This is a genomic window from Vibrio sp. SCSIO 43133 (assembly GCF_023716845.1).
In the GTDB taxonomy this organism is placed as follows: domain Bacteria; phylum Pseudomonadota; class Gammaproteobacteria; order Enterobacterales; family Vibrionaceae; genus Vibrio; species Vibrio mediterranei.
This window is the reverse complement of record NZ_CP068024.1, coordinates 1235782-1259410: the sequence shown is the minus strand read 5'-3', so window position 1 is coordinate 1259410 and position 23629 is coordinate 1235782. Positions and strand designations below refer to the sequence as shown.

The following is a 23629-nucleotide window of genomic DNA, read 5'->3' as shown; positions in this document are numbered from 1 at the left end:
CGTAACTCACGTATCATTTCCATTGACTGATTTGCCCTCTACACCACCAAATCATTAACAAGCCATATAAAACACCATAACAATAATTAAATAAAGGACATAGTCCGCTTTTTGAGAGAATGGTTGATAGGCACAATTAGCTAACATCTTATGAACTAACCATTTTTTACAAGCACTCTAGATTGATAGACGAGGAAAATTGCGATATTAGTTAGCTATAACTTAAAATTTTGGTAACACTCATGGCAGATAACTCTATCGAAAAATCCGTTTCATTCGCCTCTGTCCTTGATTTGGTAAATGCCTATCCACTGTTGCCAGCCGCTTTGCGCGAACAGGTAGAAACATCCAATCACCTTGACGCTATTAAGCTAAAGGCTATTCAAAATAGCGTCAAGCTATCGCCATCGGATAGGCTTCCAGAAAGCCAAATGGTTGCCTTGTGGTCACTGCTCGAACAGCACCATCCATCGCCCGACATTGGACTCATCATTGGGCGAACCATATCCCCTGAATCAAAAGGTGTACTAGCAAGTTGGGTGAGCCAATGCGCGACGTTAAGAGATGCCTTTAACACGTTCCAAAGTAATATTTTGCTGATGAATGCTTCGGAGTGTTGGCAAGTGGCAGACGATGGGCAGCAGTGCCGCTTAACCCTCTCCATTGAATCACTGCATAACTACCCTCGAGCGACCATCGAACGTAGTATGAGTGCGATGGTGACGTGGGCGAGAATGCTGAGTGCCCAATCCTTCCCGCTAACCAAAGCTAAGTTTGGGTATTTGGCTCCGAACTATGTGGATAAATATCAACCAATCTTTGGAGAAGCAATTGAATTTAACTGTGCTGAACACCAGCTGATATTTGAATCGAAATGGCTCAACCTTCCCATTGTGACAAGTAGTGAGTATCTGAAAACGATGATGGCAAAAACCGCACAAAGTCATCTTGAGGCGCTAACGAAAACTCAACCTGTCCAGCAGCAAGTCAGAACCATAGTAGTAAACGGACTAGAAAATGGAGAACTATTCAGCGTAGACAAGGTTGCGCAGCAATTACACATCAGCCGACAAACGCTCTACCGCAAACTGGAAAAGGAGCATACCTCCTTCCAGAGTATTCTTGATGATACTAGAAAGCAGCTAGCAGCCCGTTGGCTAACTCAAACCCCGCCTCCAAGCGTGACCGAGTTGAGCTATCGTCTTGGTTTTAAAGATACCAGCAGCTTCTACAAAGCGTTCAAGCGCTGGTATCAGGTTAGTCCTAAGGCTTACCTTTCGAGATAAACTGTTTAAATGCCTGTGCTGATCGTTCTGGGACCTCTTCCATCGGTAAGTGTCCCACGTCGTCATACACCACAGCATAAGAGCCCCGAATATCACGCTCAAACTTTCGCGCATTTTCAGCTGGAAAGTAACGGTCTTCCTTCCCCCACAGAATAAGAGTCGGCTTAGCAACTTGCGTTATCTTATCCGAGTCCTCATCCAGCGATGCCTTGACCCGACGTGTGAATCCCTGTCGATTTTGTTGGTAGGTGGTCAGTTCGTAGTATCGATCAATCAACGCCGCATCCACGAGCAGCGGGTCGAAGTAAACCTCTTTAAGCCCATCCTCGAACATAAACCTTGGAGTGACATGTTCCATTATTTTATCGATGACTGGCCACTGGGCCATTTCAATGCCTGGCGGCCACGATTGTTGCGGATACCCTAACGCGTTTATCAACGTAAGGGTTTTAACCTGCTCTGGAAGTTGCAAACTGTACTCCCACACGATGCGCCCTCCTAAAGAGCTACCAACAAAATGTGCCTGTTCGATGTCGAGTTCTCTAATAAAAGCGCTCAAAAAAGCAATATCGTCAGCTATTTCGTACTGGTTCTGAGGCAGATGCCCGGTCAAGCCAAAACCCGGTAAGTCCATACGTACGACGCGATAGTCTTGTTTGAGGATTTGCGTCCATTGTTCCCACGCGTGAAGTGACGATGAAGTGCCATGCAGTAAAATCACCACCTCACCCTGTCCTTCATCTCGATAATGCACTCGTTTACCTTCCACAGTGGTAAATTTCGAGGCGTGATTTGTGTATTTCTGTTCAATGGCTTGTGAGCTATTTTGTGCGCCACATCCTTGCAGCAACATGACCAAAGCCATCATTGGTGCCACATTCCAATTCATACTTCCTTCTCCCTACTTACTGCGCTTTCCATTCTAGAAGCTTGAGTGTAGAGACTATGGTGGTGAGAAATAGGTCGTAAGGTTGCAACATCGCGTTCTTAGGACTCATTTGACTTTAGTGAGGGAACAACAACGGAGGAGGTCAAGGGAAAGAGCGGTTTATACATAGACCAAGCCATGACGGCTTGGTCTTTGCTCGCTGGTTAGCTGACTTTTGAAGCATCAGCAGGATGACAAATCGAGTATTTTGCTTTGATCACGTCAGCAATTTTCTCGGCGATCATGATAGTCGGTGCATTGGTATTGCCACCCACCAACGTCGGCATCACAGATGCGTCGACCACCCGCAGATTATCCATCCCGTATACAGACAGTTCACTATTTACGACCGCTTCAGGGTCATCCGAAGTCCCCATCTTACAGGTGCCAATCGGGTGATACTGAGTATCGGCGCGATTGCGGATATCTTGCTCAATCGCGGCGTCATCGTCCGGGTCAACCGGATAGAAACTTGCCCCGCGAACGTCATCAAACGCCTCACTTTGCAGCATCTGATACTGTTTTTTCCAACCTTTGATCATCACTCTCATGTCATCAGGATCTTGGAAGAAAGCAGGGTCAATGCTTGGAACGTCGTAAGGGTCGGCGCTATTTAGGGTTACCGTGCCGGTACTTTTCGGTCTGAGTAGCGTTACGTGAGAACTGAATCCATGGCTCATGTGGATTTTTCGAGCATGATCGTCCACCACCGCTACGACGAAGACAAACTCTAAGTCAGGCACATCGACGTCATCATCAGAGTACAAAAACCCGATACCTTCGGCGAAATTACTACTCAGCTTGCCTTGACGCTGCTTGAACCATTGAGGCACTGCTTTACTGGCCTCCGACGCCATTTTTAGTGATACACCAAAGGTGTCACGTTTGGCCGTAGTTCGGTATGAGTGCACCAAGTCGATATGGTCTTGCAGATTCTTACCTACTCCCGCCAACTCATGCACTTGGTCGATACCATGTTTGTCTAGCTCTTGTTTAGGACCAACTCCAGATAGCAGCAGCACTTGCGGAGTACCAAACGCACCAGCGCTTAGAATGACTTCCTTGTTGCAGTAAATTTGGAAACGCTGCCTTTTCATTCCATACTCCACACCAATCGCTCGCTTTCCATCGAACAACACCTTATGCGTGGTGGCTTTGGTGAGCACGGTTAAGTTCGGACGATTAAGGTTTGGCGTTAAGTAAGCTTTTGCCGCACTGCACCTCTCACCGTTTAATTGCGTCACCTGCGTTTGCATAGCACCAAACTGCTCAGCGCCATTCACGTCATGGTTGGTCGGCACGCCAATTGACTCGCACGCTGATAGATATCTTTCCACCATTGGGCTGGGTGACCGCAAATCGGCGACGTTAAGCGGCCCACCTTGGCCATGAAAGTCATCATGATGAACTTCATTATTTTCTGCTTTTTTGAAGTACGGTAAACACTCATCGTAGCTCCAGCCTTCATTCCCTAGTGATGCCCAAAGATCATAATCATAACGGTGACCACGTGCGTACATCATGGCATTGATTGAGCTCGAACCACCCAAGGTCTTCCCTCTGGGTTGATAACCCTTACGACCATTGAGTCCAGGCTGAGGAACGGTTTCAAACCCCCAGTTGTTGATTTTGGTTGGCATCATCACAACACAGCCAACGGGCGTGTGAATAAACGGACTGGTATCTTTACCTCCGGCTTCTAGCAAACAAACATTCACGGTAGGATCTTCCGATAGCCTTGAAGCAAGCACGCAACCTGCTGAACCACCACCGACAATAATGAAATCATAGCTGTCCATCGACTACCTCCATCACATCCAATGGATGCAGTTCGCGTTTCAAGATCTTTCCTGTAGCCGTCATTGGCAGTGATGCTCGAATAAACACACGGCGTGGATATTTGTAATCAGCAAGTTGACTACGGCACCACGCTACTAAGGTTTCGCCATCACTGGTGCAGTTTTCATGCAACACAACGTGAGCATGAATTTCCTCACCAAGTCGCTCATCGTGCTCACCGACAACGGCGACCATTTCCACGTCTGGATGACACATCAGTACTTCTTCAATCTCACGTGGGTAGACGTTATAGCCGCCGCGAATGATCATATCTTTCACTCTATCGACAATGAATAAGTTGCCGTGCTCATCAAGTCGTCCAATATCACCACTCCAAAACCAACCCTCACGTAACGCTTCTGCACTGGCTTCGGCTCTGCCGTAATAGCCTTTCATAACACTTGGGCTCTTAATGCACACTTCTCCTAACTCTCCAATAGGCAGCGCATTACCTTGAACATCAGATATCTTAATCATATGACCGCATAACGGCTGACCTACACTACCTGGTAAGCGGTCACCGTCGATATGATTGAAAGTAGCAACGGGCGCCGTTTCCGATAAGCCATAGCCTTCCAAGACAGGTAACTCAAAGCGCGATTCGAACTGACGAATCACCTCTACTGGCATGGATGCCCCACCAGAAACGCCCAGTCTCAAGCTATGTTTAACCTGTTCAGATTGCTCTGGTAATTGCTCGCCCACCGTCAACAGAGCGATATACATGGTGGGTACCCCCGCAAAGACACTGACTTTGTGGTCGATGATTTGTTGAATAACCAACTTAGGATCAAAGCGAGGAATGAGCACGATCGACGAACCCGTAAGCACACTGGCGTTCATCATGACGGTTTGACCAAAACTGTGAAATAAAGGTAGGGTCGCCATCGTGGTATCGCTGTACTCTAGTCGCATTAAATACTGAGAGGACATTGCGTTTGCCAGCATATTAGAATGAGAGAGCTCTGCGCCTTTCGGTTGTCCTGTCGTACCCGACGTATAAAGAATGACTGCCGTATCGTCACCTTGCATTGCTGCAGATTCAAACACTTGCGGCGGTTGTTGCAACCACTGCTCTAATGAGTGTTCACTCTCATCAACTGTCATCATGGGTATGAAGTGTTCACAGCTGTCCGCTTGAGAAAAACCCAAACGTCCGTATTGCTCACTTGGATTCATGTCTTGGTTTTCAAAACAGAAATACGCTTTAGCATCAGAGTCTTGCAGATGGTAGGCGATCTCCCGGTTCTTAAACAGCGTGTTGAGCGGCACGACCACGCAGCCTGCCTTTAAAATTCCGTAATAAGCGATGGGGAAATAGGTAACATTAGGACACGAAAGCGCCACTTTGGCCCCTTGTTCCAAGCCAAGTTGCTTGAGGTTGTGAGCAACAGTGCTAGCCGCACTCTCCAGTTGTTGATAGCTGATCTCCTCTGCGCCCATTCTGAGAGCAGTTTTGTCCGGGAAGAGCGCAGCACTGCGCTCAAGATTAACAGCAAGGTTATGCATCCGAGGTCTCCTTGTAGGTGTACCACGCCAGTAAATACTGGCGCGCCGAAGATTCTTAAAATGGTCCGTTGTTAGTGGATTAGATTATTCGTGTTATTTTGAGGAATGGGTTTTGAGGTCTGGGTCTGGCTTACCAACAAATACGCGCAGCACCAACTTCTGAACAAGATTACCGTAAGGCGGAGAAAAGAGCTGGATAGGAAACCACTCTCTCATTTGCAACACTGTGCGTGCATGGCTCAACTCACGAAAACCTTCTTCGCCGTGGTAGTTACCAATACCAGAGTTACCCACACCACCAAATGGCACCGAATGGTTAAGTACATGCCAGCCCCAATCGTTTATGGTGACACCGCCACTATGAGTTTGATTTAACAGCGCTTCTCGTTGCTGCGTGTTATGACTAAATAGGTAACAAGCTAACGGTCTGGGGCGCTCAATAATGTATTGCACCACATCGTCAATTGACTGGTAACTATGAACTGGCAGTAACGGCCCAAAGATTTCTTCCTGGCAAATTCGCATACTCGGTTTTAGATTAGTGGCGATAAAGAGCGGCATTTTTCGACCTTCGCCTTGAGACAAACATTGAGTGATCGTCGCCCCTTTAATTCGCGCATCTTCGACTAGAGCAGCAAACCTTTGATACTGTGCATCATCCACTAGAGATGTGTAATCAGCGTTACCCTCGATCTCCCCGTACATCTTGATGTGAGCTTTTTTGAGCGCTTCTACAAATGCATCGACCTTGCCTTCTGGAACAAACGCATAATCCGGAGCGATACAAATCTGTCCTGAGTTAAAGCCTTTGCCATGAGCAATACGGCTTGCTGCTTTCTCAATATCGTAGTCATCAAAAACCACCACCGGAGACTTTCCGCCCAGCTCCAACGTCACAGGCGTTAGGTTAGCCGCCGCATTGGCCATTATGGTTTTGCCGCTATTTGGTGACCCGGTAAAGACCAGATGGTCAAACGGCAAGTGAGAGATTTCCATCGCTTCTGGATGCGTACCATCAACAATTCTGACGAGATCTGGCGCGTATATCTCGGCCAACATTTTTCGCAGAGCCTTTGTGGTTGCCGGACAGTTAGGCGGCATCTTAATCATGCAGCGATTACCTGCTGCCAACGCGGTAATCATCGGGCCAATAGAAAGATAAAGCGGAAAGTTCCAAGGACAGATAATCCCCACCACACCTTTTGGTTGATAGCGAACCTGTAACTTATTGCCTTTAAACAACCATTCCGTTGGGCGACTTTTCGATTTCATCCAGCTTTTCAAGTGGCGATTGACATGGTTGATATCGAGAATAGGTGCTAACACGTCAGCCATTAATGACTCGGTATGGCTGCGCCCGCCAAAGTCATCACTCATTGCCTCCGCTAGCACCGATTGATATCGCGTTAGCTGTGTTTTAAGAGCCTGCAATCGCTGCTTTCGCACAGCAAGTGAAGGGTTGGTCTCTTGTTGGTATGCGGTTTGAAGCTCAGAAAACCAAGTATTAAGCTCGCTCACTTCGATACTTTCGCATTCAGAACCTACATCTTTTACCCAATCAATCATTTCGCTCATTTATTAATCTCGCATTGAAATTTGCCTCATTACAACATTCTGATAACATTGAGCACAGGTTACATTGAGACAAAAAGCGGTGAAATTCGGACATTGTTCAGACATTGAGATCCCACAATCACGCTAACTTATTGAAAGTCGCCTATTAACCTTTTTGGAGAAGTTGGATGCAATACACGGCAGTTTATGAGCCAGATACTCAAGCTTGCGGGATTTTAGATCTTCAGCTTATGGCGCGTTATCTCGACAGTCGCTTTGCCACCGAATCATTATTTGAGGGTACGACCGTCACCTCTTCCCAACTCTATCAACCAGATACACAGCTCACTTTTGCTCAAAAGATGGCTATCTTCAGCAACGCACTCACTCAGACAAATGAAGCGGGTTTAGGGCTCCAAGTGGGTAAGCAAGCAAGGTTCAGTGATTTTGGAGTGTTGGGCTATGCGGTGTTCAGCAGCAACACCATGCTCGATGCTCTTATGATGGGGTTTAAATACCTTCGTCTGGCCGGTCCTGTGCTTAAAAAGAAGATGTGGGTCGAAGGTAATGTCGGTTATTTTCGCGCCGAGCAACTTATCGATTTGGACGAACTGCTGCCGTTTTGCTCCGAGTACTGGTTCACTGCCATTCAAAATTTGTGTGAAGAGGTGATGCAGCAGCCGTTCCCTTCAACACTGATTAAATTCCCCTTCCCTGAGCCAGAATATGGTCACTTATACGAGCAAGTTTTTCATTGCCCCATTGAGTTCGATAGTGATTGTTTGGAATGGCAGTTTGACGCTACGGTACTTTACGAGCCTCTGCCTGCTGCCAATGCAATGACGCTGAAAATGTGTTTGAAATCTTGTGATGAAATGCTGGAAAAAGCCGAAGGCGGTACCAGTTTGCAAGAAAAAATCAGTCAGATATTTATCGAACGTCTAGGCAACTATCCATCCATTGAAGCCTTGTCTTCCGAGCTGGGCATGTCATCACGTACGCTGCGCCGTCATTTGAAAGCAGAAGGGACCAGCTATCAGCAGGTGCTTGATAATGTACGCTATCGACTGGCCCGCCACTACCTGCTTACTACACAAATCACCATGGAAGAGATTTCAGAGCGAATTGGTTTTTCTGACAGTGCCAATTTTCGGCACGCATTTAGGAAATGGAGCGGGTGTTCGCCGAAGGAGTTTCGTAAGGCGGGTGAGGGTTAGTGCTCGTTTTTTGTTCGTCTGAAGACAAGCCGTTATTTCCTTGAAAAAGGAAAACTTCTGCCACAAGTGACTGCCCTACCCTGCTCGACGGCAGGAATGACGTGCACTTGAAGCAATTTCTAGTATGAAAAACATCCTCATTTATACCTTCTAGACCACCAAGTCTCTAATTAAGCATGTTGTTATTAACAATGTGATACCGGTTTCAATTTTAATTAAATGGCATTGCGTAAAAAAGAATCAGCACGTAAATTGAAACTAGTTTCAATTAGAAGGAGCTTCCGTGTTTGATATCTCGATAATGTATCGATACTTAGACTCGTTTATAGAAGGATTTGCGATAACCGCTAGTATTAGCATCGCTTCTATTATTGGTAGTTTTTGTATTGGTTTGCTGGTGATGTTTGCGTGTATTAGTCAGTCAAGAGTACTGTCTAAGACAGGCTATACCTACATAAATATATTTAGGAACATTCCTTTTATTGTGCAGGTGTTCTTTATTTTTTATGGCTTACCTGAATTACGCATTTTCATTGATCCCTACACCACGGGAGTGCTGGCGCTTTCTATTGCAGTTGGTGCTTATTGTGCTGACGTGCTGCGCGCAGCAGTTCAGCAGGTCGATCGAGACGTGATCGAAGCCGCTCAATCTTTCGGCTTAAAACGCTTAACTATCTATAGAAAGATCATTCTTCCTATCGCGTTGCGCAACTCGATCAAACCGTTAGGTTCGATCTTCGTGAACCTAATTTTGACCACCTCTATTTTATCGACAGTAACACTTAACGAACTCACAGGAACCGCAAAAATCATTGCGGCGGAAACATTTAGACCATTTGAAGTCTACTTCTTCTTATTACTGTTCTACTGCGTGCTGACGTACATCTTATCCATTCTTATCACTTTAGCGCACAAGCGACTAAATCGATTTTCTGAAGCGGGAGCATAGCAATGTCTAGTAATGAATTTGTCCCCTATGACCTTATTGTTCTGCTTAGTGGCATCAGCGTGTCGTTAAAGGTGTTCTTGGTTTCTAGCTTGTTTGGCGGTTTGTTAGGTTTAGGGCTCGCGCTCTTTCGTCACTATCGATTCCCTCTCTTGAGCCAGCTTTCTGTTTTTGTGAGCGAGTTTCTTAAAAACTCCCCAGTTTTGGTTCAGCTGTTCTTGATCTACTTCGGCCTGCCGATTTTCCTCTCCATGGACATGTCGGCGGAACTAGCCGCCACAATCACGCTGACTGGCAATACGGCTGCATTTGTCTCCGTCATTATTGTTACCGCAATGGCAGCGGTCGATAAAGGTCAGATTGAAGCTGCACGCTCGTTTGGCATCTCTGAGATGGTAATTTTGAACAAAATCATCACGCCTCAAGCGCTGCTAGTTGCCATTGCGCCACTCGTCGGTCTTGCGGTGAACCAACTTCAGGTAACGTCACTGGTCTCCGTTATCGGGGTTATGGACATTACCAAAGTCGGCGCCATTTTGAACCAACGTACTTGGCAGCCATTTATTGTTTGGCCTGTCATCGGGCTGACCTACTTCGCCATGTCGATGGCCATCTCCAAGCTGGGCAGAAAGCTCGAGCTCTACTTACGAAAACATCAAACTTGGTCTTTAGCATAAGGTGATCCCCATGATTTCAATTAACAACGTAAAGAAGTCGTTTGGAAGCAACGACATATTAAAAGGGGTCAGCCTAAATATTGAGCAAGGCGATGTGGTCTCTATTTTAGGTGCAAGTGGCTCTGGAAAATCTACCCTACTACGCTGCATCAACGGGCTAGAAGCGATTGATGACGGTGACATCACTTTCCGCGACCTCTCGGTCTCCAACAAAGCGGAATTACAAAAGATCCGCACGTCAGTGTCGACGGTGTTCCAGCACTTTAACCTTTACCCGCATTTGAGCATTTTAGACAACATCACCCTCGCACCTATTGAAGTGCTAGGGCAAAGCAAAGAGCAAGCTGAAAGCACCGCGCGAGAACTATTGCAGCTTGTTGATTTAGCGGACAAAGAGACCAGCTTCCCAGCTCAACTCTCTGGCGGACAAAAACAGCGTATCGGTATTTGTCGCGCTCTAGCGATGAAGCCGGAGTGTTTGCTACTAGACGAAGTAACCAGTGCACTTGATCCAGAGATGACCTCAGAGGTGCTTGACGTGCTCGCTGACCTTGCCAAATCAGGCACAACATTAATCTTTGTCACTCACGAAATTGCCTTCGCGAAAAAGATCTCCAATCGCATTGTTTTCCTCGACGAAGGGGTAGTAAGAGCTGACATGGACAAAGATGCTTTCTTCTCCGATGAGGGCGGTAAGCAAGACGAAAGAATTAGACGATTTTTAGAGAAAATGGATAGCAAGTAATGATTGTATTATCAAATTCAGAAGCCTGGCCGGGAATCGACGACACGGTAAGTATGCTTAATAACGGCGACAATGGTCTCGATGCGATCATTTGTGGTATTGAAAAAGTCGAAGCAGAACCAAGAATTCGCAGTGTTGGTTACGGTGGCTGGCCTAACCTATTGGGTGATATGGAATTTGACGGTGCGGTAATGGACGGCAACACGCTTCGAACCGGTGCCGTTGGGGCCGTCAAAGATCATTTTCACGTCACGCGCATTGCCAAAAAAGTGATGGAAGAGCTGAACCACGAGATCCTCGTAGGTGAAGGGGCGACACGCTTTGCCTATGAGATGGGTTTTGAGTGCCCTAACCCTCTACTAGAAGACTCTAAAGAGGTGTGGTTTAAGAAGCTTCAAGAAATTACTGGCGAAGACAACCCCGATATGTCGACTCGTCCGCTTGCACACCTCAACTCAATGATCACTGACCCAGAGAAAGTCCGTGATACCACCGTCTTTCTCACCAAAGACAGTACAGACAGTATTTATGCAGCCACAAGCACCTCAGGCTGGGCATGGAAATACCCAGGACGCCTTGGCGATTCACCTATTGTCGGCGCTGGCTTTTATGCCGATAGCCGATATGGCGCGGCGGCCTGTACTCATACCGGCGAAATGACCATCAGAGCCAATACCTCCTACTCCATCGTAATGGCGATGCGTCTTGGCTTTTCGCTCGATCAAGCGGTGGATATGGCCATTGAAGAACTAAATTCGCTTAGAACAGGCTTTTTGGCTGGCGTTGTCATTCATGCGATCGACAAAGATGACAACTATCGAGTAATCAATTTTGGATGTGAAGAGGACATCAAATACTGGGTTTACAAATCTGGAATGAGTAAACCTGAACAAAGAATAGCGGAAAGACGCTATATGGATAAACGAAATGAAATGGAGAACCACAATGAAATTTAAGGCATTGGTTGCCACCATATTGGCAAGTGCACTCGCAATCAGCTCCACCTCAGCGTTTGCTGGCAAACTCGAAGACATTCGAGAGCGCGGCTACATCAAAATCGGTGTATCACTTGGTGGCGAACCTATCGGATTCCGTGATCAAAAGAATAACCCAGCAGGTTATGACGTTGATCTAGCGAAACGCCTAGCAGAAAAGCTTGGCGTTGAGGCACGCTTCACTGATGTACATGGTGACGCTCGTGTTTCAATGCTGTTTTCTGACCAACTAGATGCGGTCATTGGTAACATGTCAGCGACATTAGAACGTGCTAAATCGGTGAATTTCTCCATTCCTTATGCACGTGCTGGTCTTCGTATTGTTCATCAAAAAGACCAAGATATTAATTCACTGCAGGATCTTGCAGGCAAACGAGTTGTTGTAGGCCGCGGTTCTACAGGCGAAGCCTTTTTGAAACGTGAAGTGCCAGAAGCTGAATTAGTTTATACCGATAACTTCGCACCAGACGGTGTATTGTTGCTTCGTCAAGGCCGTGTAGATGCGGGTATCGAAGACAGCTCTCTGATTGATTACCTAGCTACTAACAACCCAAACCTTGTAACTCTGCCAGGCTTGCACTCTAATGACCCTATCGCCATTGGAGTTAGAAAAGGCGACGCCGAGTACTTACGCTGGATGGATATGTTTGTCTCTGACTACATTAACTCTGGTGCTTATGAAGCGTCTTACCACAAATGGTGGGGTGCGGATGCTAACCCACCTAAACTAGCGGGTACTTGGTAAACCGATAACTCAAAGGCCCTTTCCCCCGGGCCTTTTTTTCCTCTCTATCTTTCCATAAGTTTCAATGAGCGAGCTGTATGAAAATTGAAGTCTGTATCGATAATATTGAATCACTGCACACTGCCATCGAGGCAGGCGCCGACCGAATCGAATTGTGTAGCGCTCTGTCACTGGGTGGTCTAACGCCTTCATTAGGATTAATAACTCAGGCTGTCGCGGTTTCCTCCATTCCTATTTACGTGATGATTCGCCCTCGTGATGGTGACTTTGTCTTCAGTGAAGAAGAAATCCACTTTATGGAGCAGGAAATACTCAGCTACAAGTTGCTTGGCGTTGATGGCGTCGTTATTGGTGCACTGAATCCCGACGCTACCATCAACGAAGATGCCCTGCGTCGATGGACAACCGCCGCTCAAGGTATTGGAATCACTTTTCATCGCGCATTTGATTTGGTTGCTAACCCGATAGAGAGTTTAAAACTCCTCTGCCATTACCCGATCGAAAGAATTTTAACTTCAGGACTCCAGCCAACTGCACCAGAAGGTAAAGCGATGATTAAACAGTTAGTCGACACCGCTCAGGGTCGCCTATCTATCATGGCGGGCTCTGGAGTAAACGACAGCAATGCGCTTTCACTGGCTGACACAGGCATCACCGAGCTGCACCTTTCTGGTAAAGGTCAGCGCCCTAGTAATATGATTCAACAGTCCTCACAAATCTCCATGGGAACAGAAAGTTGCGATGATTGGGTCTCGGTAACAGACTATGATAAAGTGAAGAAAATCGTGAGGTTATTTGTGAATGAGTACTAAAACGCTACCTACATTGCAGGATGTAGCAGACCGAGCAGGCGTATCAAAAGCGGTTGCTTCTCGGGCTTTTTCGAAAGAGAAAAAACCCATATCTGAAGTAAAAAAGCAGCGCGTGTTGCAAGCCGCCGAAGAGCTCGGTTATGTCATGAATCCCTTCGCGCAAAGTTTAAATAGTAATACCACTGGACTCGTCGCCATTGTGGTCAACCACATTAGTGATTTGAGCGACCTTGAGCTATTTGATCATTTACTACGAGGACTGCAATCAATAGGCAAGCTGCCAATCTTCATTCGCATTAAAACCGAGCATGATATTGCATCAATTACCGACAACGCGTTCGTTCATCGCGTAGACGCGGCGATCATTTTCTCGGATCTCATTGAACCTAAAGACATGCCAAAGCTGTTTCTTACTCCGCGAGTGATTAACCTTAACGGGCAAAACTGGGACAATACATGGTCGGTGTTACTCGACGAAGAACAGGCCATTCAGGATGCGGTGAATTATGCAGTTCAATCCGGCGTTAAAGAAGTTCATTTACTTGCCGGACGACAAAGCTCTGCCGTTGAAGAACGCCGACTTGCTCTCTACCAAAACAACCTCGAACGCCACGATATCTCCCTGAAAAACATCGCCTATTGCAACTACAAGTACAATGAGGCGAAGCAGTATCTCATCGGCAATTCAAACGACATTGTTCAACCAAACAACGGTGTGATTTGTACCTCTGATGCCATGGCGATGGCAGCGGTGGACAGCTTTGGTAACCAAGATGACCGTCCAGTAATTATTGGGTTTGATAATACTTTCTTCTCTCATTTTGGCTCTTACCAATTCCCAAGTATTGGTTATTCAAAGGAAGAGCTGATTGATATTGTGTTAGAGTTGATTTCCTTATCGTCGGATAAGGAGAATCTCTCTGGTGAAAAGTACATTCGTAACTTTTTTAATTGTCATTGAGATTGGGATTGAGTGCCACACTTGAGGGCGGTAGGCGCATTGAGTAGATTCCTGCTCGGGGCAGGAATGATGGACGCCTTTGAGGACGATATATAAGAAGACTAAGTATTTGAGGGCGCGGCTATTGGCTGCGCCCTTTTGTTTGAGTGTGACTAACTAGTAGTTAGAACCAATCAGAACAGGTTCTCCGTATTTGCCTGCTTGCGGCATAGGGACGTAGGTTGACTGTTCGTTGCGAAGGAAACGAATTGCTTTGATGCCCACATGCATTGAGCTAGTGATATCGGAATCTGAGTCACCGTAGTATTGCTCAACACCAGCTTGTTTGAGTTGTTTCTCTTTTTCTAAGCCACCAGCGAAGACCACAGGTTTAATTTGGTCACGGCGATCTTTAGGGAACAGATGGCGGATAGTGCTGGTTAGTGTCTCTTTGCCTTCTGGAGCGTTACGACCTGTGATGAAGTAAATAGTGTCACCGTGTGCTAAGTGCATGTTTACTAGGGCAAGCGCTGAATGCTTAGGTAGAGAGAAATCATCCCAGCCTGTGCTTGCCTCGTTCCAGAAGTCTTGGTTCTTAAGATACGCATTCGAGCCCGGAGAGTATTTTTGCTGGCCGCGATAGAACACCGGTGAAGAGAACAGCATGGTGTCGTCGATATCCAGGCCGACAGTAATTGGATGGTCAGGAAGCTGCTTCTGAATGTCAGATACTGACACCCAATTGATGTCTTTATAGACTTCCATTTGTGGCGCTTGATGGCTGACAGCCTGCATATCGGTGGTGGTGTAGACTTTAGCGAATGACAGTGGAGAGGCAAGAAGTACAGAGAGAGTAATAAGCTTCAGCGAACTTTTAATGTTCATCTTAGGGTCCTTGATACTTGGATTAAACAAACGAAAAACCCAACTACGGTACACCCGCCGCTATCGTTCTGAAAGTTAAAGATAATTCACAGTTTTCAAGCAAGTACAGACCCAAAATCAACACACAAAACAAGGTGAAGAAAGCAAGGTAATGAGACAACAGCCTATCGTTCAAAGATAGACTGCGATAGAAATGGATTACCAACTATTGATCTTGATGCGCTCCGATCTGGCGCGCAAATATTCAATAGTAAACAACAAGATAGCCGACAAGACGACCAACAAGGTAGCAACGGCCAGTATGGTCGGATTGATTTGCTCTCTTAGTCCCGAGAACATCTGTCTCGGAATTGTTTTTTGCTCCGGTCCTGCCAAAAATAGCGCGACTACTACTTCATCAAACGAGGTCACAAAAGCAAACAACGCCCCCGAAATCACTCCGGGCCTGATTAGCGGCATAATGATCTTAACAAAGGTATATACCGGCCTTGCGCCCATTCCCAGCGAGGCTTGCACAAGCGAATAATCAAAGCCAGCTAATGCTGCGTTCACAGTGATGATCACGAATGGCGTCCCTAGAGCTGCGTGTGCAATCACCACACCCCAGAACGTGCCCGCCAAGTTGAGTTGGGTATAGAAGAAAAACATGCCCGCAGCGGTAATAATCAAAGGCACAATCATCGGAGACAACAAAATCGCCATTATGATGCGCTGCATTGGCATCGCTGAATTACTTAACCCTATTGCGGCCAATGTCCCTAGTACTGTGGCAATAATCGTGGCGCAAATACCAATCAAAAAGCTGTTTTTGATGGCGAGCAACCAGTTATCGTCGTGCCAAATCTCAGCGTACCATTCGAGCGAATAGGCTTCTTTTTCAAATGCCAGCATCCCTGGCGTAAAACTAAAATAAGGCTCGGCATTGAAAGAGAGTGGAATGATCACCAAGATCGGCATCATCAAAAAAAACAGAGTCAAATACGCACTAGCAGAAAGAGACAGTGAGCCTAGTTTTTGCAGAGGCGTAAAATAGCTTGGAAATCTCTTCATACTGTTAACCTAACTTAATGTTGTTCACGCCTACCCAGCGGTCATATAACCAATAGAGCGCCAAAATCAGAACCAGTAGCAAGCTGCCTAGTGCTGCTGCTAACTCCCAGTTATTGGATGACTGCATATGGAACGCAATGATATTACTGATCATTTGCCCGTCCGTACCCCCGACCAGCGCGGGCGTAATGTAGTAACCAATAGAAATAATAAACACCAGCAGAGCCCCTGCACTTAAGCCGGGTAATGTCATTGGGAAATAGATTTTAAAGAACGCAGGCATGGGTTTAGAACCCAAAGACAGCGCCGCACGATAATAGCTTGGGTCAATGTTCTTCATTACGCTGTAGAGCGGCAGAATCATGAAAGGCAGCAAAATATGAGTCATTGAAATGATGGTCGAAAACTCGGTGTATAGTAGATCAAGTGGCTCATCAATAATGCCTATCGCTTTTAAGGTGCTGTTCACTACCCCGTTGGTTTGCAAAAGCGCAATCCATGATGTGGTTCGAACCAATAATGAGGTCCAAAAAGGCAACAATACAAACACCAACAGCTTATTGGCTTTGCTCGGCGAGGCTGTAGATAGATAGTACGACAATGGAAACGCAATAATCGCGGTAAGCAAAGTAATGTACAGGGCGATTTTCAAGCTTTTCCAATATAGTTTGATGTAGATTTTTGTGTCTCTGGTTTCGATATCACCTTGCAAGGACTTTTTCAGATCCAATGCCGTTAGATAATAACGCTCTGTCCATTTGTTACCCGATACTTTAATCGCTACCCACACATCGGGGGAGCGCCACTTTTTATGTTTATCTAATAGAATATCGGTGCCTTCGAGACGCAGCTCTTCGATCGGCATTCTTTTGATTTTTCGTGCAGTGGATTTGATAAGACTTGAAGAGCCCGGCAATGAGCGGTTGATTTCCTCGGCCAATTTTCCGGAGCGGCGTTCCTGTGCCAGTTCATGAAGCTCTAACGTGAATACCTGAATAACCTCATCAGGCGGCATGGCTCCGGTTGACTCATCCCATGATGCCATCGCCTCTAAGGTGTTTGGTACCAATTGAGCAACCGTCGGATGATAAACACTGCGATAAAGCATGGTGGTGATCGGCGCTAAAAAGGAAAGAAACACAAACAGCAGCAGTGGCAAAGTAAACAAAAACAGCATTAACTGTTTGCTGCGATGCTTCTTTTTACTCTCAGAAAGCTCTGTCAGTGTTAGCGTATTTTCACTCGCCATTCTGTTTTCATCCTTGAATCTAAACGCTTAAAAACTCGATTAAATGGGCTATCTAATACTTTTAGATAGCCCAACTTTTGTTTATAGGATTGAGGCTATTGAAGTAACCACTCGTTAAACTTCTCACCCAGTGATTCACCGTAATCAGCCCAGAAATCACCCGATGCTTTTACCCCTTCATCTAGGTGAGACGATGGCAGCTTTGGAATAACCGCAGGATCCACATACTGATAAGCGGATTTACGAGTTGGACCATACGCCACCTCAGGCATACCACTCAATGGTTTTGAACCCGTTGCAAAGCGAATGAACTCTTCCGCTAACGCTTTCTTCTTAGTGCCTTTTACAATCGCCCAAACATCGAGATCGTAAACGTGCGAATCCCAGACCATTTCAAACGGTTTACCTTCACGTTGAATGGCATCGAAGAAGCGACCGTTCGCCGACTGAACCATGACCGCGCCACCATCGTTAAGCAGTTGAGGCGCTTGCGACCAACTGTCGAACCAGACAATGTCGTCTTTGATAGTATCGAGTTTCGCGAACGCACGTTTTTGGCCTTCATCGGTACTTAGCACGTCATACACGTCTTCTTTAGCAACGCCATCAGCCAGTAGTGCCCACTCTAGGTTCACTTGAGGACGCTTACGAAAAGCACGTTTACCTGGATACGTTTTAGTGTCGAAAAGATCTTGAATCGAGCTTGGTTTGCCACCCTGAATGGTGTCGTGGTTGTAGGCGAAAAGGACAGTCCAAACGATGTTACCTACCCCACACTCATTAGCGAGCGCCTCTTTGCTGAAGTCATCTTTGGCTGGCGTACCGTCATCACCAGGAGGCAAGGTATCCATTGGGAATACTTCTAGCAAACCTTCTGAACAGGCTCGCTCAAGGTCGATAACCTCAACGTCAATCACGTCCCAAAGCACGTTGCCACTCTCTACTTGGGCTTTAAGCTCTGCGATACCGCCTGAATAGTTTTCAGACAGCACCTTGTGTCCGGTACTCTCAGTAAACGGATCAAGCATGTGTTTCTTTTGGGCATCGCCGTAAGCACCACCAAACGACACTGCCGTTAGTTGGTCGGCCATTGCTGCGTTGCTCAGTCCAAGCGCAAGAGCAATAGGAAGCCACTTTTTCATTTTCGTCATCATATATCCTTTCTTTCCTTGACTAAGGGTGATCAAGCGCTAACCCATCAGAAATGGACCACGTTAGGCTGGCTACATCACCGGCCTTGAAGGTCGGTGCTTGTTGGTCATTGAGGAGCTTCACCATCACGTCTCTGCCGTCTTGCAACTTAAAGAAGTAACGAATGAAGTCACCAACGTACAATCGGGTGACAAAGGTAGCGGAGACTTGGTTACTGTTCACTTCGTCCTTGTCTCCGATAAAGAAGTTTTCTGGGCGCACTGCCAACATACAGCGCTCTCCAATTTCAGGAACATTGATCGCAGTCGCCACGACTTGAGTCCCATCGCTCAACTCAACATGAGCGTGGTCGCCGTCAATTTTAGTTAAAGTCCCCGGAAGATGGTTATTCTCGCCGAGAAAATCGGCGACGAACGCATTGGCTGGACGCTCGTACAGCGTAGAAGGGTCCGCACACTGCTGAACTACGCCGTCCTCAAACACTGCAATACGGTCAGACATAGTAAGTGCTTCGGTCTGATCATGGGTAACATAGATGGCGGTAAAACCTAACTGTTCGTGCAAGCGCTTAATTTCAAATTGCATCTGCTCGCGAAGGTTTTTATCCAATGCACCTAAAGGTTCATCCATAAGAACAATCGAAGGCTCAAAAATCAGCGAACGCGCCAGTGCCACACGCTGCTTTTGACCGCCGGAGAGCTGACCCGGATAGCGGTCACCAAAGTGTTCAAGCTCCACCAGTTTTAAAAACTCTTGAACCTTCTGTTTGATTTGCTCTTTGGGTAGTTTGCGAACATTAAGGGGATAAGCTAGGTTTTCTGCCACCGTCATATGAGGGAATAATGCGTAGTGCTGAAATACCATGCCAATATTGCGATGATAAGGCGCAACGTTTGTGATGAGTTCTCCGTTGACTTCTATCCCGCCGCTGGTCACATCTTCAAACCCAGCGAGCATCATTAAGCATGTGGTTTTGCCAGAGCCAGAAGGCCCCAACAGTGTTACAAATTCCCCTTTAGCGATGTCGAGGCTAAAGTCTTTCACCACAAAATTGTGTCGGTCATAACTCTTTTTTACATTCTTGAATTGTACGTAACGACTGTCCATTTCTACTGCCTATCCCTCTGCTTCAAGCTCAACCTCAAAAACTGAGCGCTATTCAAAAACCTAGTTTTGATTAACAACTGAGCAACATTTGATTTTAGAAAGTGTGATTTATCCTTTGTTTTTCAGACATAAAGAGGGATTACGAAATGTTGCAACTTGTACAAAAATTAAGCTCAGCTCGAATGAAGGTTTGAATTAGGAAGATCTACTAGATAAAAATATCAGTATCATAGAAATAAATGGAAGGAACTGCTTATTTGATAAATCAGTCGTTAAATTTGATCTTCGTATCAACACGCCCTCTTAGAACAAATTTAGCAATATCAACGTGCTACAAGCGCTGTTACATTGTGATACTTAGATGGAATATGGGCCTAATCAGTATGCTATTTGACTTCATAAAATCGTTAACCTACTAAAATAACAGCGTTATTCTGGTTAAAGCCGTCGATGTCTACTGCCCGCGCATCTCTCAGAGGAAACGTTCCTACGGCAATCAAACAAAAAAACCGAAGCAAACGCTCCGGCTTTCAACTCATCTCAAGACGGGTCATCACACCATCGATTAAACGATACGCAGACCACCTTGAGCGATAGCAAAACGACGAGCACGAGTAAACGATAACGCGTTAGTAATACCCTCACCCGTTGGACCCGCGATAGTGAACGTAGACGTTCCTTCTGCGTTATAACCCACACCAGACAGCGTTGGTCCGTTGTGCGCAAAGATAGTGGTGTTGATGCGAGCACCAAACTTAGTCACGTTCTCGATGTTACCCGAGTAGATACATGCCGAGTGCTTATTGGCCCGCTCAGCCGCCACTGCGCGGTCGATGGCTTCATCGATATCTTTACAGATAACCACAGGAAGCACTGGCATCATTTGCTCTACATGAACCAATGGGTGGTCGTTTTCTACCAGCATTACGGCAAGGCGAGTATCAGACTCAACACCGATTGATTTTAGGATTTCACCTGCATCTTGACCGACGTGTTTTTTCACCGGGTGCCAAACACGAGCAATCTCATGGGCTGTGCACGGCTTCGCGCCTTCAAACTCATCTAGCGTCAAAATTTGCTCAGTTAACTGCTCTGCTTCTTCTGCTGTTAACACGTAAGCGCCAACTTCTTCTAGCTTATCAAGGAATGCATCTGCTACGGCCTCTTCAACGAAGACTTCCTTCTCGCCAATACACAGCAGGTTGTTATCAAAAGAAGCACCGCCGTACACGCCCGCCGCTGCGAGATCTAGGTTAGCAGAAGCGTCCACGATTACTGGCGGATTACCAGCGCCTGCGCCAACACCTTTCTTACCCGATTGTAGGATAGCCTTAACAAGGCCAGGGCCACCTGTACCCACAAGCATATTAATCAGTGGTGACTGAGCAATTTCGTTTAGTGTTTCTAGTGTTGGCTCTTTTACCATGGTCACTAGGTTCTCTGGGCCGCCTGCTTCTACGATGGTTTTGTTTAACAAGTCAATCATCACCGCAGAAACCACTTTAGACGATGGGTGAACGTTAAACGTAACCGCATTACCACCAGCAAGCATCGAAATTGCGTTGTTCACTATGGTTTCTGTTGGGTTAGTCACAGGCGTTACCGCGCCGATAACACCATAAGGTGCGCGCTCACCAAGAGAAATGCCATTGTCACCAGACCATACTTTAGTATCTAGTACTTCCGTACCCGGCGTTTTCATTGCCGTAAGGTGGTGCTTAGCGATTTTGTCTTCCACGCGGCCCAGTTTTGTCTCTTCACGAACCATTTTTGCGAAGTCTTCTGCACGCGCTAATACTGCTTCACGAATAGCAGTTAGGATGGCTTCGCGACCTTCTTTGGTACAGTTTACGTAGAACTCTCGTTGAGCTTTATGAGTAGCTTCAATCGCAGCGTCCACTGTCGCGAATACACCTTTAGCGTTGTTAATATCAAAAGACATAGTGATTACCTCGTAAAATTGGGTATTGTGAAGACCTAGGCGTTATGCCAGTTCTTTTCGACATGTTTAGTAAGGCTAATTCCTCACCTAATATGGCTATAATTTAACCCAGACACTCATCAACTCGATGTCACTGGGTGTCAGCTTATTTGACCCATTAACGCAAATAACCCACAGCGATAACTTGACTCATTACGTAGCCCCTCACTATCTCTCGCCTCTTAGCAAACAATACGTTAGTTCACCCACAACCGTAGTTTGTTAACCTATCCGCCCAACCCCAACATCTGCTTTCTGACAAAAGCAACATTAATTCAATACCTTAACACTAGGTGTAAAATAAATTGACCCTCAGTGACATGCTGCATTTTTGACCTCCAGATAGACTAGCGTTCATCAAATCGATACCCAATTACGAACACTTCGTGAGGAATGAATATGAAAAATCAAGCGCTTTTAGAAGAGTCTGTAAAGCAACTGAGCACTATTTTAGAGACACAGCAACAGCTTCTAGCAGAGCACAAAGCTAACCAGAACTATGCTGAGCGTCTTGAGAACATTCTGACTCCAACCGACGAGCTAACCACTCAAGGTGACGACTTATTGATTGGTGGTTGCAAAGCCACTGATCTTATCGAGCAATACGGTAGCCCGCTGTTCGTATTGAGCGAAGACACGCTTCGTAACAACCTGCGCCGTGTAAAAAACGCGTTTGGCAACTACTGGCCAAAACCAGTCAACGTGATGTTTGCTATCAAGTCGAATACCAACTTCGCGGTTCGAGCTATCTGTAACGAAGAAGGCGTGGGCGGTGATTGCTTTGGTCCAGGTGAAGTTGAAGCGACATACATTGCTGGCGCAGACCCAAAAACCATAGCACTAAACGGTACCGTTAAGCCTGAACTTGCTATCCGTAAAGCAATTGAATATGGCTACGCGATTCACCTAGATTCTTACGAAGAGATTGAAATCGTAGAACGCATCGCTCGCGAAGTGAAACCAGCGGAAAAAGTACGCATTGCGGTTCGTCTAAAAGTTATCCCTGAAGATTTCTTCAATGACTTCGAACCAGATGCTTACCCGTTCCCTAACTTTATCGGCGCGATGAAGTGGATCAAATTCGGCTTGCTAAAAGAAGAAGCGAAAAAGATCGTCAACCGCGTAAAAGAAATCGACATCTTCGAATTCTACGGTTTCCACACTCACCTAGGCCGCTTCTCTAAACAGCCTGAAGGTTGGGATGCGCTATACCGAGAATACGCACGCAACATTATCGAAATATCTCGTGAGTGTGGCGTTCAACCTTTCCAAGTTGACCTAGGCGGCGGCTGGCCACGTGAGCGTGAGCCTGAGTGTCGTAGCAAAGAACACATGATGAACCCGAACACCATCGAAGACTACGCAAAAGTAGTGTGTGGGGGCATGCTAGAAGAGTTCACTAAAGAAGGCTTCGAAGTACCACAACTATGGCTAGAACCAGGTCGTTATATCGCAGGTAACATCGGCACGCTACTTACCTCGGTATACGTTGTGAAAGACGATCAAGAGATGGATTACACCTACACCATGGTTGATGCATCGACTTACCTAGCTACATTGGTCGAGTCTCAAGAGTCGAAGAACCCAGTTCTTCCAGCAAACAAAATGACCCAACCATTGGTAGAGAGAACCACTGAAATCGCAGGCCCAATCTGTATCCCATCTATCTGGGAAAGCGGCGCACGCATGCCAGCTCTACAACCAAAAGATGTGCTAGCGATTATGGATGTCGGTCACTACGCTGAGTCTCAAGCGAGCCAGTTCAACTCACTACCACGCCCAGCAACGGTACTAGTGAAAGACGGCGAAGCGGAACTCATCAAACGCGCTGAAACGGTTGAAGATGTATTCGCAACGCAAATTCTTCCAGAGCGCTTTGTAAAAGCAAAAGCTGAAATTGAGAAGAAAATGGCGAAGCCAGCTGGTAAAAAAGCAGCAACTAAACGCCGCGTGGCAAGAACGCCGAGTTATTCGAAATAAGCAGGTTGCTGAGTTTTGGGCTTGGTGGTTTG

20 protein-coding genes are annotated in these 23629 nt (G+C 46.4%); 10 read left to right on the top strand and 10 right to left on the bottom strand.

Going from position 1 to position 23629, the window contains the following annotated elements; all coding sequences use genetic code 11:
• Nucleotides 1-242 precede the first annotated feature (242 nt).
• The gene (locus JKJ11_RS06070) at nt 243-1286 is read left to right on the top strand and encodes an AraC family transcriptional regulator (RefSeq protein ID WP_252038896.1); all 1044 of its coding nucleotides are present in this window, start codon (nt 243-245) and stop codon (nt 1284-1286) included.
• Here JKJ11_RS06070 and JKJ11_RS06065 read toward each other — a convergent pair.
• The 4 genes from JKJ11_RS06065 to JKJ11_RS06050 all read right to left on the bottom strand — a co-directional run bounded on the left by JKJ11_RS06065 (nt 1264) and on the right by JKJ11_RS06050 (nt 7137).
• The gene (locus JKJ11_RS06065) at nt 1264-2175 is read right to left on the bottom strand and encodes an alpha/beta fold hydrolase (RefSeq protein ID WP_252038895.1); all 912 of its coding nucleotides are present in this window, start codon (nt 2173-2175) and stop codon (nt 1264-1266) included. The genes JKJ11_RS06070 and JKJ11_RS06065 overlap by 23 nt on opposite strands.
• Nucleotides 2176-2378: 203 nt before the next feature.
• Nucleotides 2379-4013: a GMC family oxidoreductase gene (locus JKJ11_RS06060; RefSeq protein WP_252038894.1), complete on the bottom strand. Its 1635-nt coding sequence runs from the start codon at nt 4011-4013 to the stop codon at nt 2379-2381.
• Complete coding sequence (locus JKJ11_RS06055; protein ID WP_252038893.1) at nt 4000-5562, bottom strand: long-chain-fatty-acid--CoA ligase; 1563 nt, start codon at nt 5560-5562, stop codon at nt 4000-4002. The genes JKJ11_RS06060 and JKJ11_RS06055 overlap by 14 nt, the downstream gene beginning before the upstream one ends.
• 93 nt (nt 5563-5655) lie before the next feature.
• Complete coding sequence (locus JKJ11_RS06050; RefSeq protein ID WP_252038892.1) at nt 5656-7137, bottom strand: coniferyl aldehyde dehydrogenase; 1482 nt, start codon at nt 7135-7137, stop codon at nt 5656-5658.
• Nucleotides 7138-7304: 167 nt separating this feature from the next.
• Between JKJ11_RS06050 and JKJ11_RS06045 the strand changes: the two genes are divergently transcribed.
• The 8 genes from JKJ11_RS06045 to JKJ11_RS06010 all read left to right on the top strand — a co-directional run bounded on the left by JKJ11_RS06045 (nt 7305) and on the right by JKJ11_RS06010 (nt 14214).
• Complete coding sequence (locus JKJ11_RS06045; protein WP_240206620.1) at nt 7305-8333, top strand: AraC family transcriptional regulator; 1029 nt, start codon at nt 7305-7307, stop codon at nt 8331-8333.
• A gap of 283 nt (nt 8334-8616) precedes the next feature.
• A complete protein-coding gene (locus JKJ11_RS06040; protein WP_240206619.1) occupies nt 8617-9282 on the top strand; it encodes an amino acid ABC transporter permease in 666 nt (221 codons plus the stop codon).
• Between the two features lie 2 nt (nt 9283-9284).
• Nucleotides 9285-9956, top strand: coding sequence for an amino acid ABC transporter permease (locus tag JKJ11_RS06035; RefSeq protein WP_252038891.1), 672 nt, complete (start codon nt 9285-9287; stop codon nt 9954-9956).
• Nucleotides 9957-9966: 10 nt separating this feature from the next.
• Nucleotides 9967-10701, top strand: a complete 735-nt coding sequence (locus JKJ11_RS06030) for an amino acid ABC transporter ATP-binding protein (protein WP_252038890.1) — start codon at nt 9967-9969, stop codon at nt 10699-10701.
• Nucleotides 10701-11657, top strand: coding sequence for a glycosylasparaginase (locus JKJ11_RS06025; RefSeq protein WP_006071546.1), 957 nt, complete (start codon nt 10701-10703; stop codon nt 11655-11657). The genes JKJ11_RS06030 and JKJ11_RS06025 overlap by 1 nt, the downstream gene beginning before the upstream one ends.
• Nucleotides 11647-12441, top strand: coding sequence for a transporter substrate-binding domain-containing protein (locus JKJ11_RS06020; RefSeq protein WP_006071545.1), 795 nt, complete (start codon nt 11647-11649; stop codon nt 12439-12441). Before JKJ11_RS06025 ends, JKJ11_RS06020 begins: the two co-directional genes overlap by 11 nt.
• A gap of 77 nt (nt 12442-12518) precedes the next feature.
• Nucleotides 12519-13253: a copper homeostasis protein CutC gene (locus tag JKJ11_RS06015; RefSeq protein WP_252038889.1), complete on the top strand. Its 735-nt coding sequence runs from the start codon at nt 12519-12521 to the stop codon at nt 13251-13253.
• Nucleotides 13243-14214: a LacI family DNA-binding transcriptional regulator gene (locus JKJ11_RS06010; RefSeq protein ID WP_252038888.1), complete on the top strand. Its 972-nt coding sequence runs from the start codon at nt 13243-13245 to the stop codon at nt 14212-14214. The genes JKJ11_RS06015 and JKJ11_RS06010 overlap by 11 nt, the downstream gene beginning before the upstream one ends.
• A 156-nt stretch (nt 14215-14370) precedes the next feature.
• On the opposite strand, the gene aphA is transcribed toward JKJ11_RS06010, so the two are convergent.
• The 6 genes from aphA to JKJ11_RS05980 form a co-directional block, all read right to left on the bottom strand.
• Nucleotides 14371-15078 carry an acid phosphatase AphA gene (aphA, locus tag JKJ11_RS06005; protein WP_006071542.1) on the bottom strand — a complete coding sequence of 236 codons (708 nt, stop codon included), beginning with the start codon at nt 15076-15078 and terminating at the stop codon, nt 14371-14373.
• A 198-nt stretch (nt 15079-15276) separates the two neighbouring features.
• Nucleotides 15277-16128, bottom strand: a complete 852-nt coding sequence (locus tag JKJ11_RS06000) for an ABC transporter permease (protein ID WP_006071541.1) — start codon at nt 16126-16128, stop codon at nt 15277-15279.
• Between the two features lie 4 nt (nt 16129-16132).
• Nucleotides 16133-17377, bottom strand: coding sequence for an ABC transporter permease (locus JKJ11_RS05995; RefSeq protein ID WP_236109771.1), 1245 nt, complete (start codon nt 17375-17377; stop codon nt 16133-16135).
• A gap of 95 nt (nt 17378-17472) precedes the next feature.
• Complete coding sequence (locus JKJ11_RS05990; RefSeq protein ID WP_031494112.1) at nt 17473-18519, bottom strand: ABC transporter substrate-binding protein; 1047 nt, start codon at nt 18517-18519, stop codon at nt 17473-17475.
• Nucleotides 18520-18550: 31 nt separating this feature from the next.
• A complete protein-coding gene (locus tag JKJ11_RS05985) occupies nt 18551-19636 on the bottom strand; it encodes an ABC transporter ATP-binding protein (RefSeq protein ID WP_006071538.1) in 1086 nt (361 codons plus the stop codon).
• 565 nt (nt 19637-20201) lie between these two features.
• Nucleotides 20202-21578, bottom strand: a complete 1377-nt coding sequence (locus JKJ11_RS05980; RefSeq protein WP_038228030.1) for an aldehyde dehydrogenase EutE — start codon at nt 21576-21578, stop codon at nt 20202-20204.
• 438 nt (nt 21579-22016) lie between these two features.
• Here JKJ11_RS05980 and JKJ11_RS05975 point away from each other — a divergent pair, with 438 nt between their 5' ends.
• Complete coding sequence (locus JKJ11_RS05975) at nt 22017-23597, top strand: diaminopimelate decarboxylase family protein (protein WP_252038887.1); 1581 nt, start codon at nt 22017-22019, stop codon at nt 23595-23597.
• Nucleotides 23598-23629 lie beyond the last annotated feature (32 nt).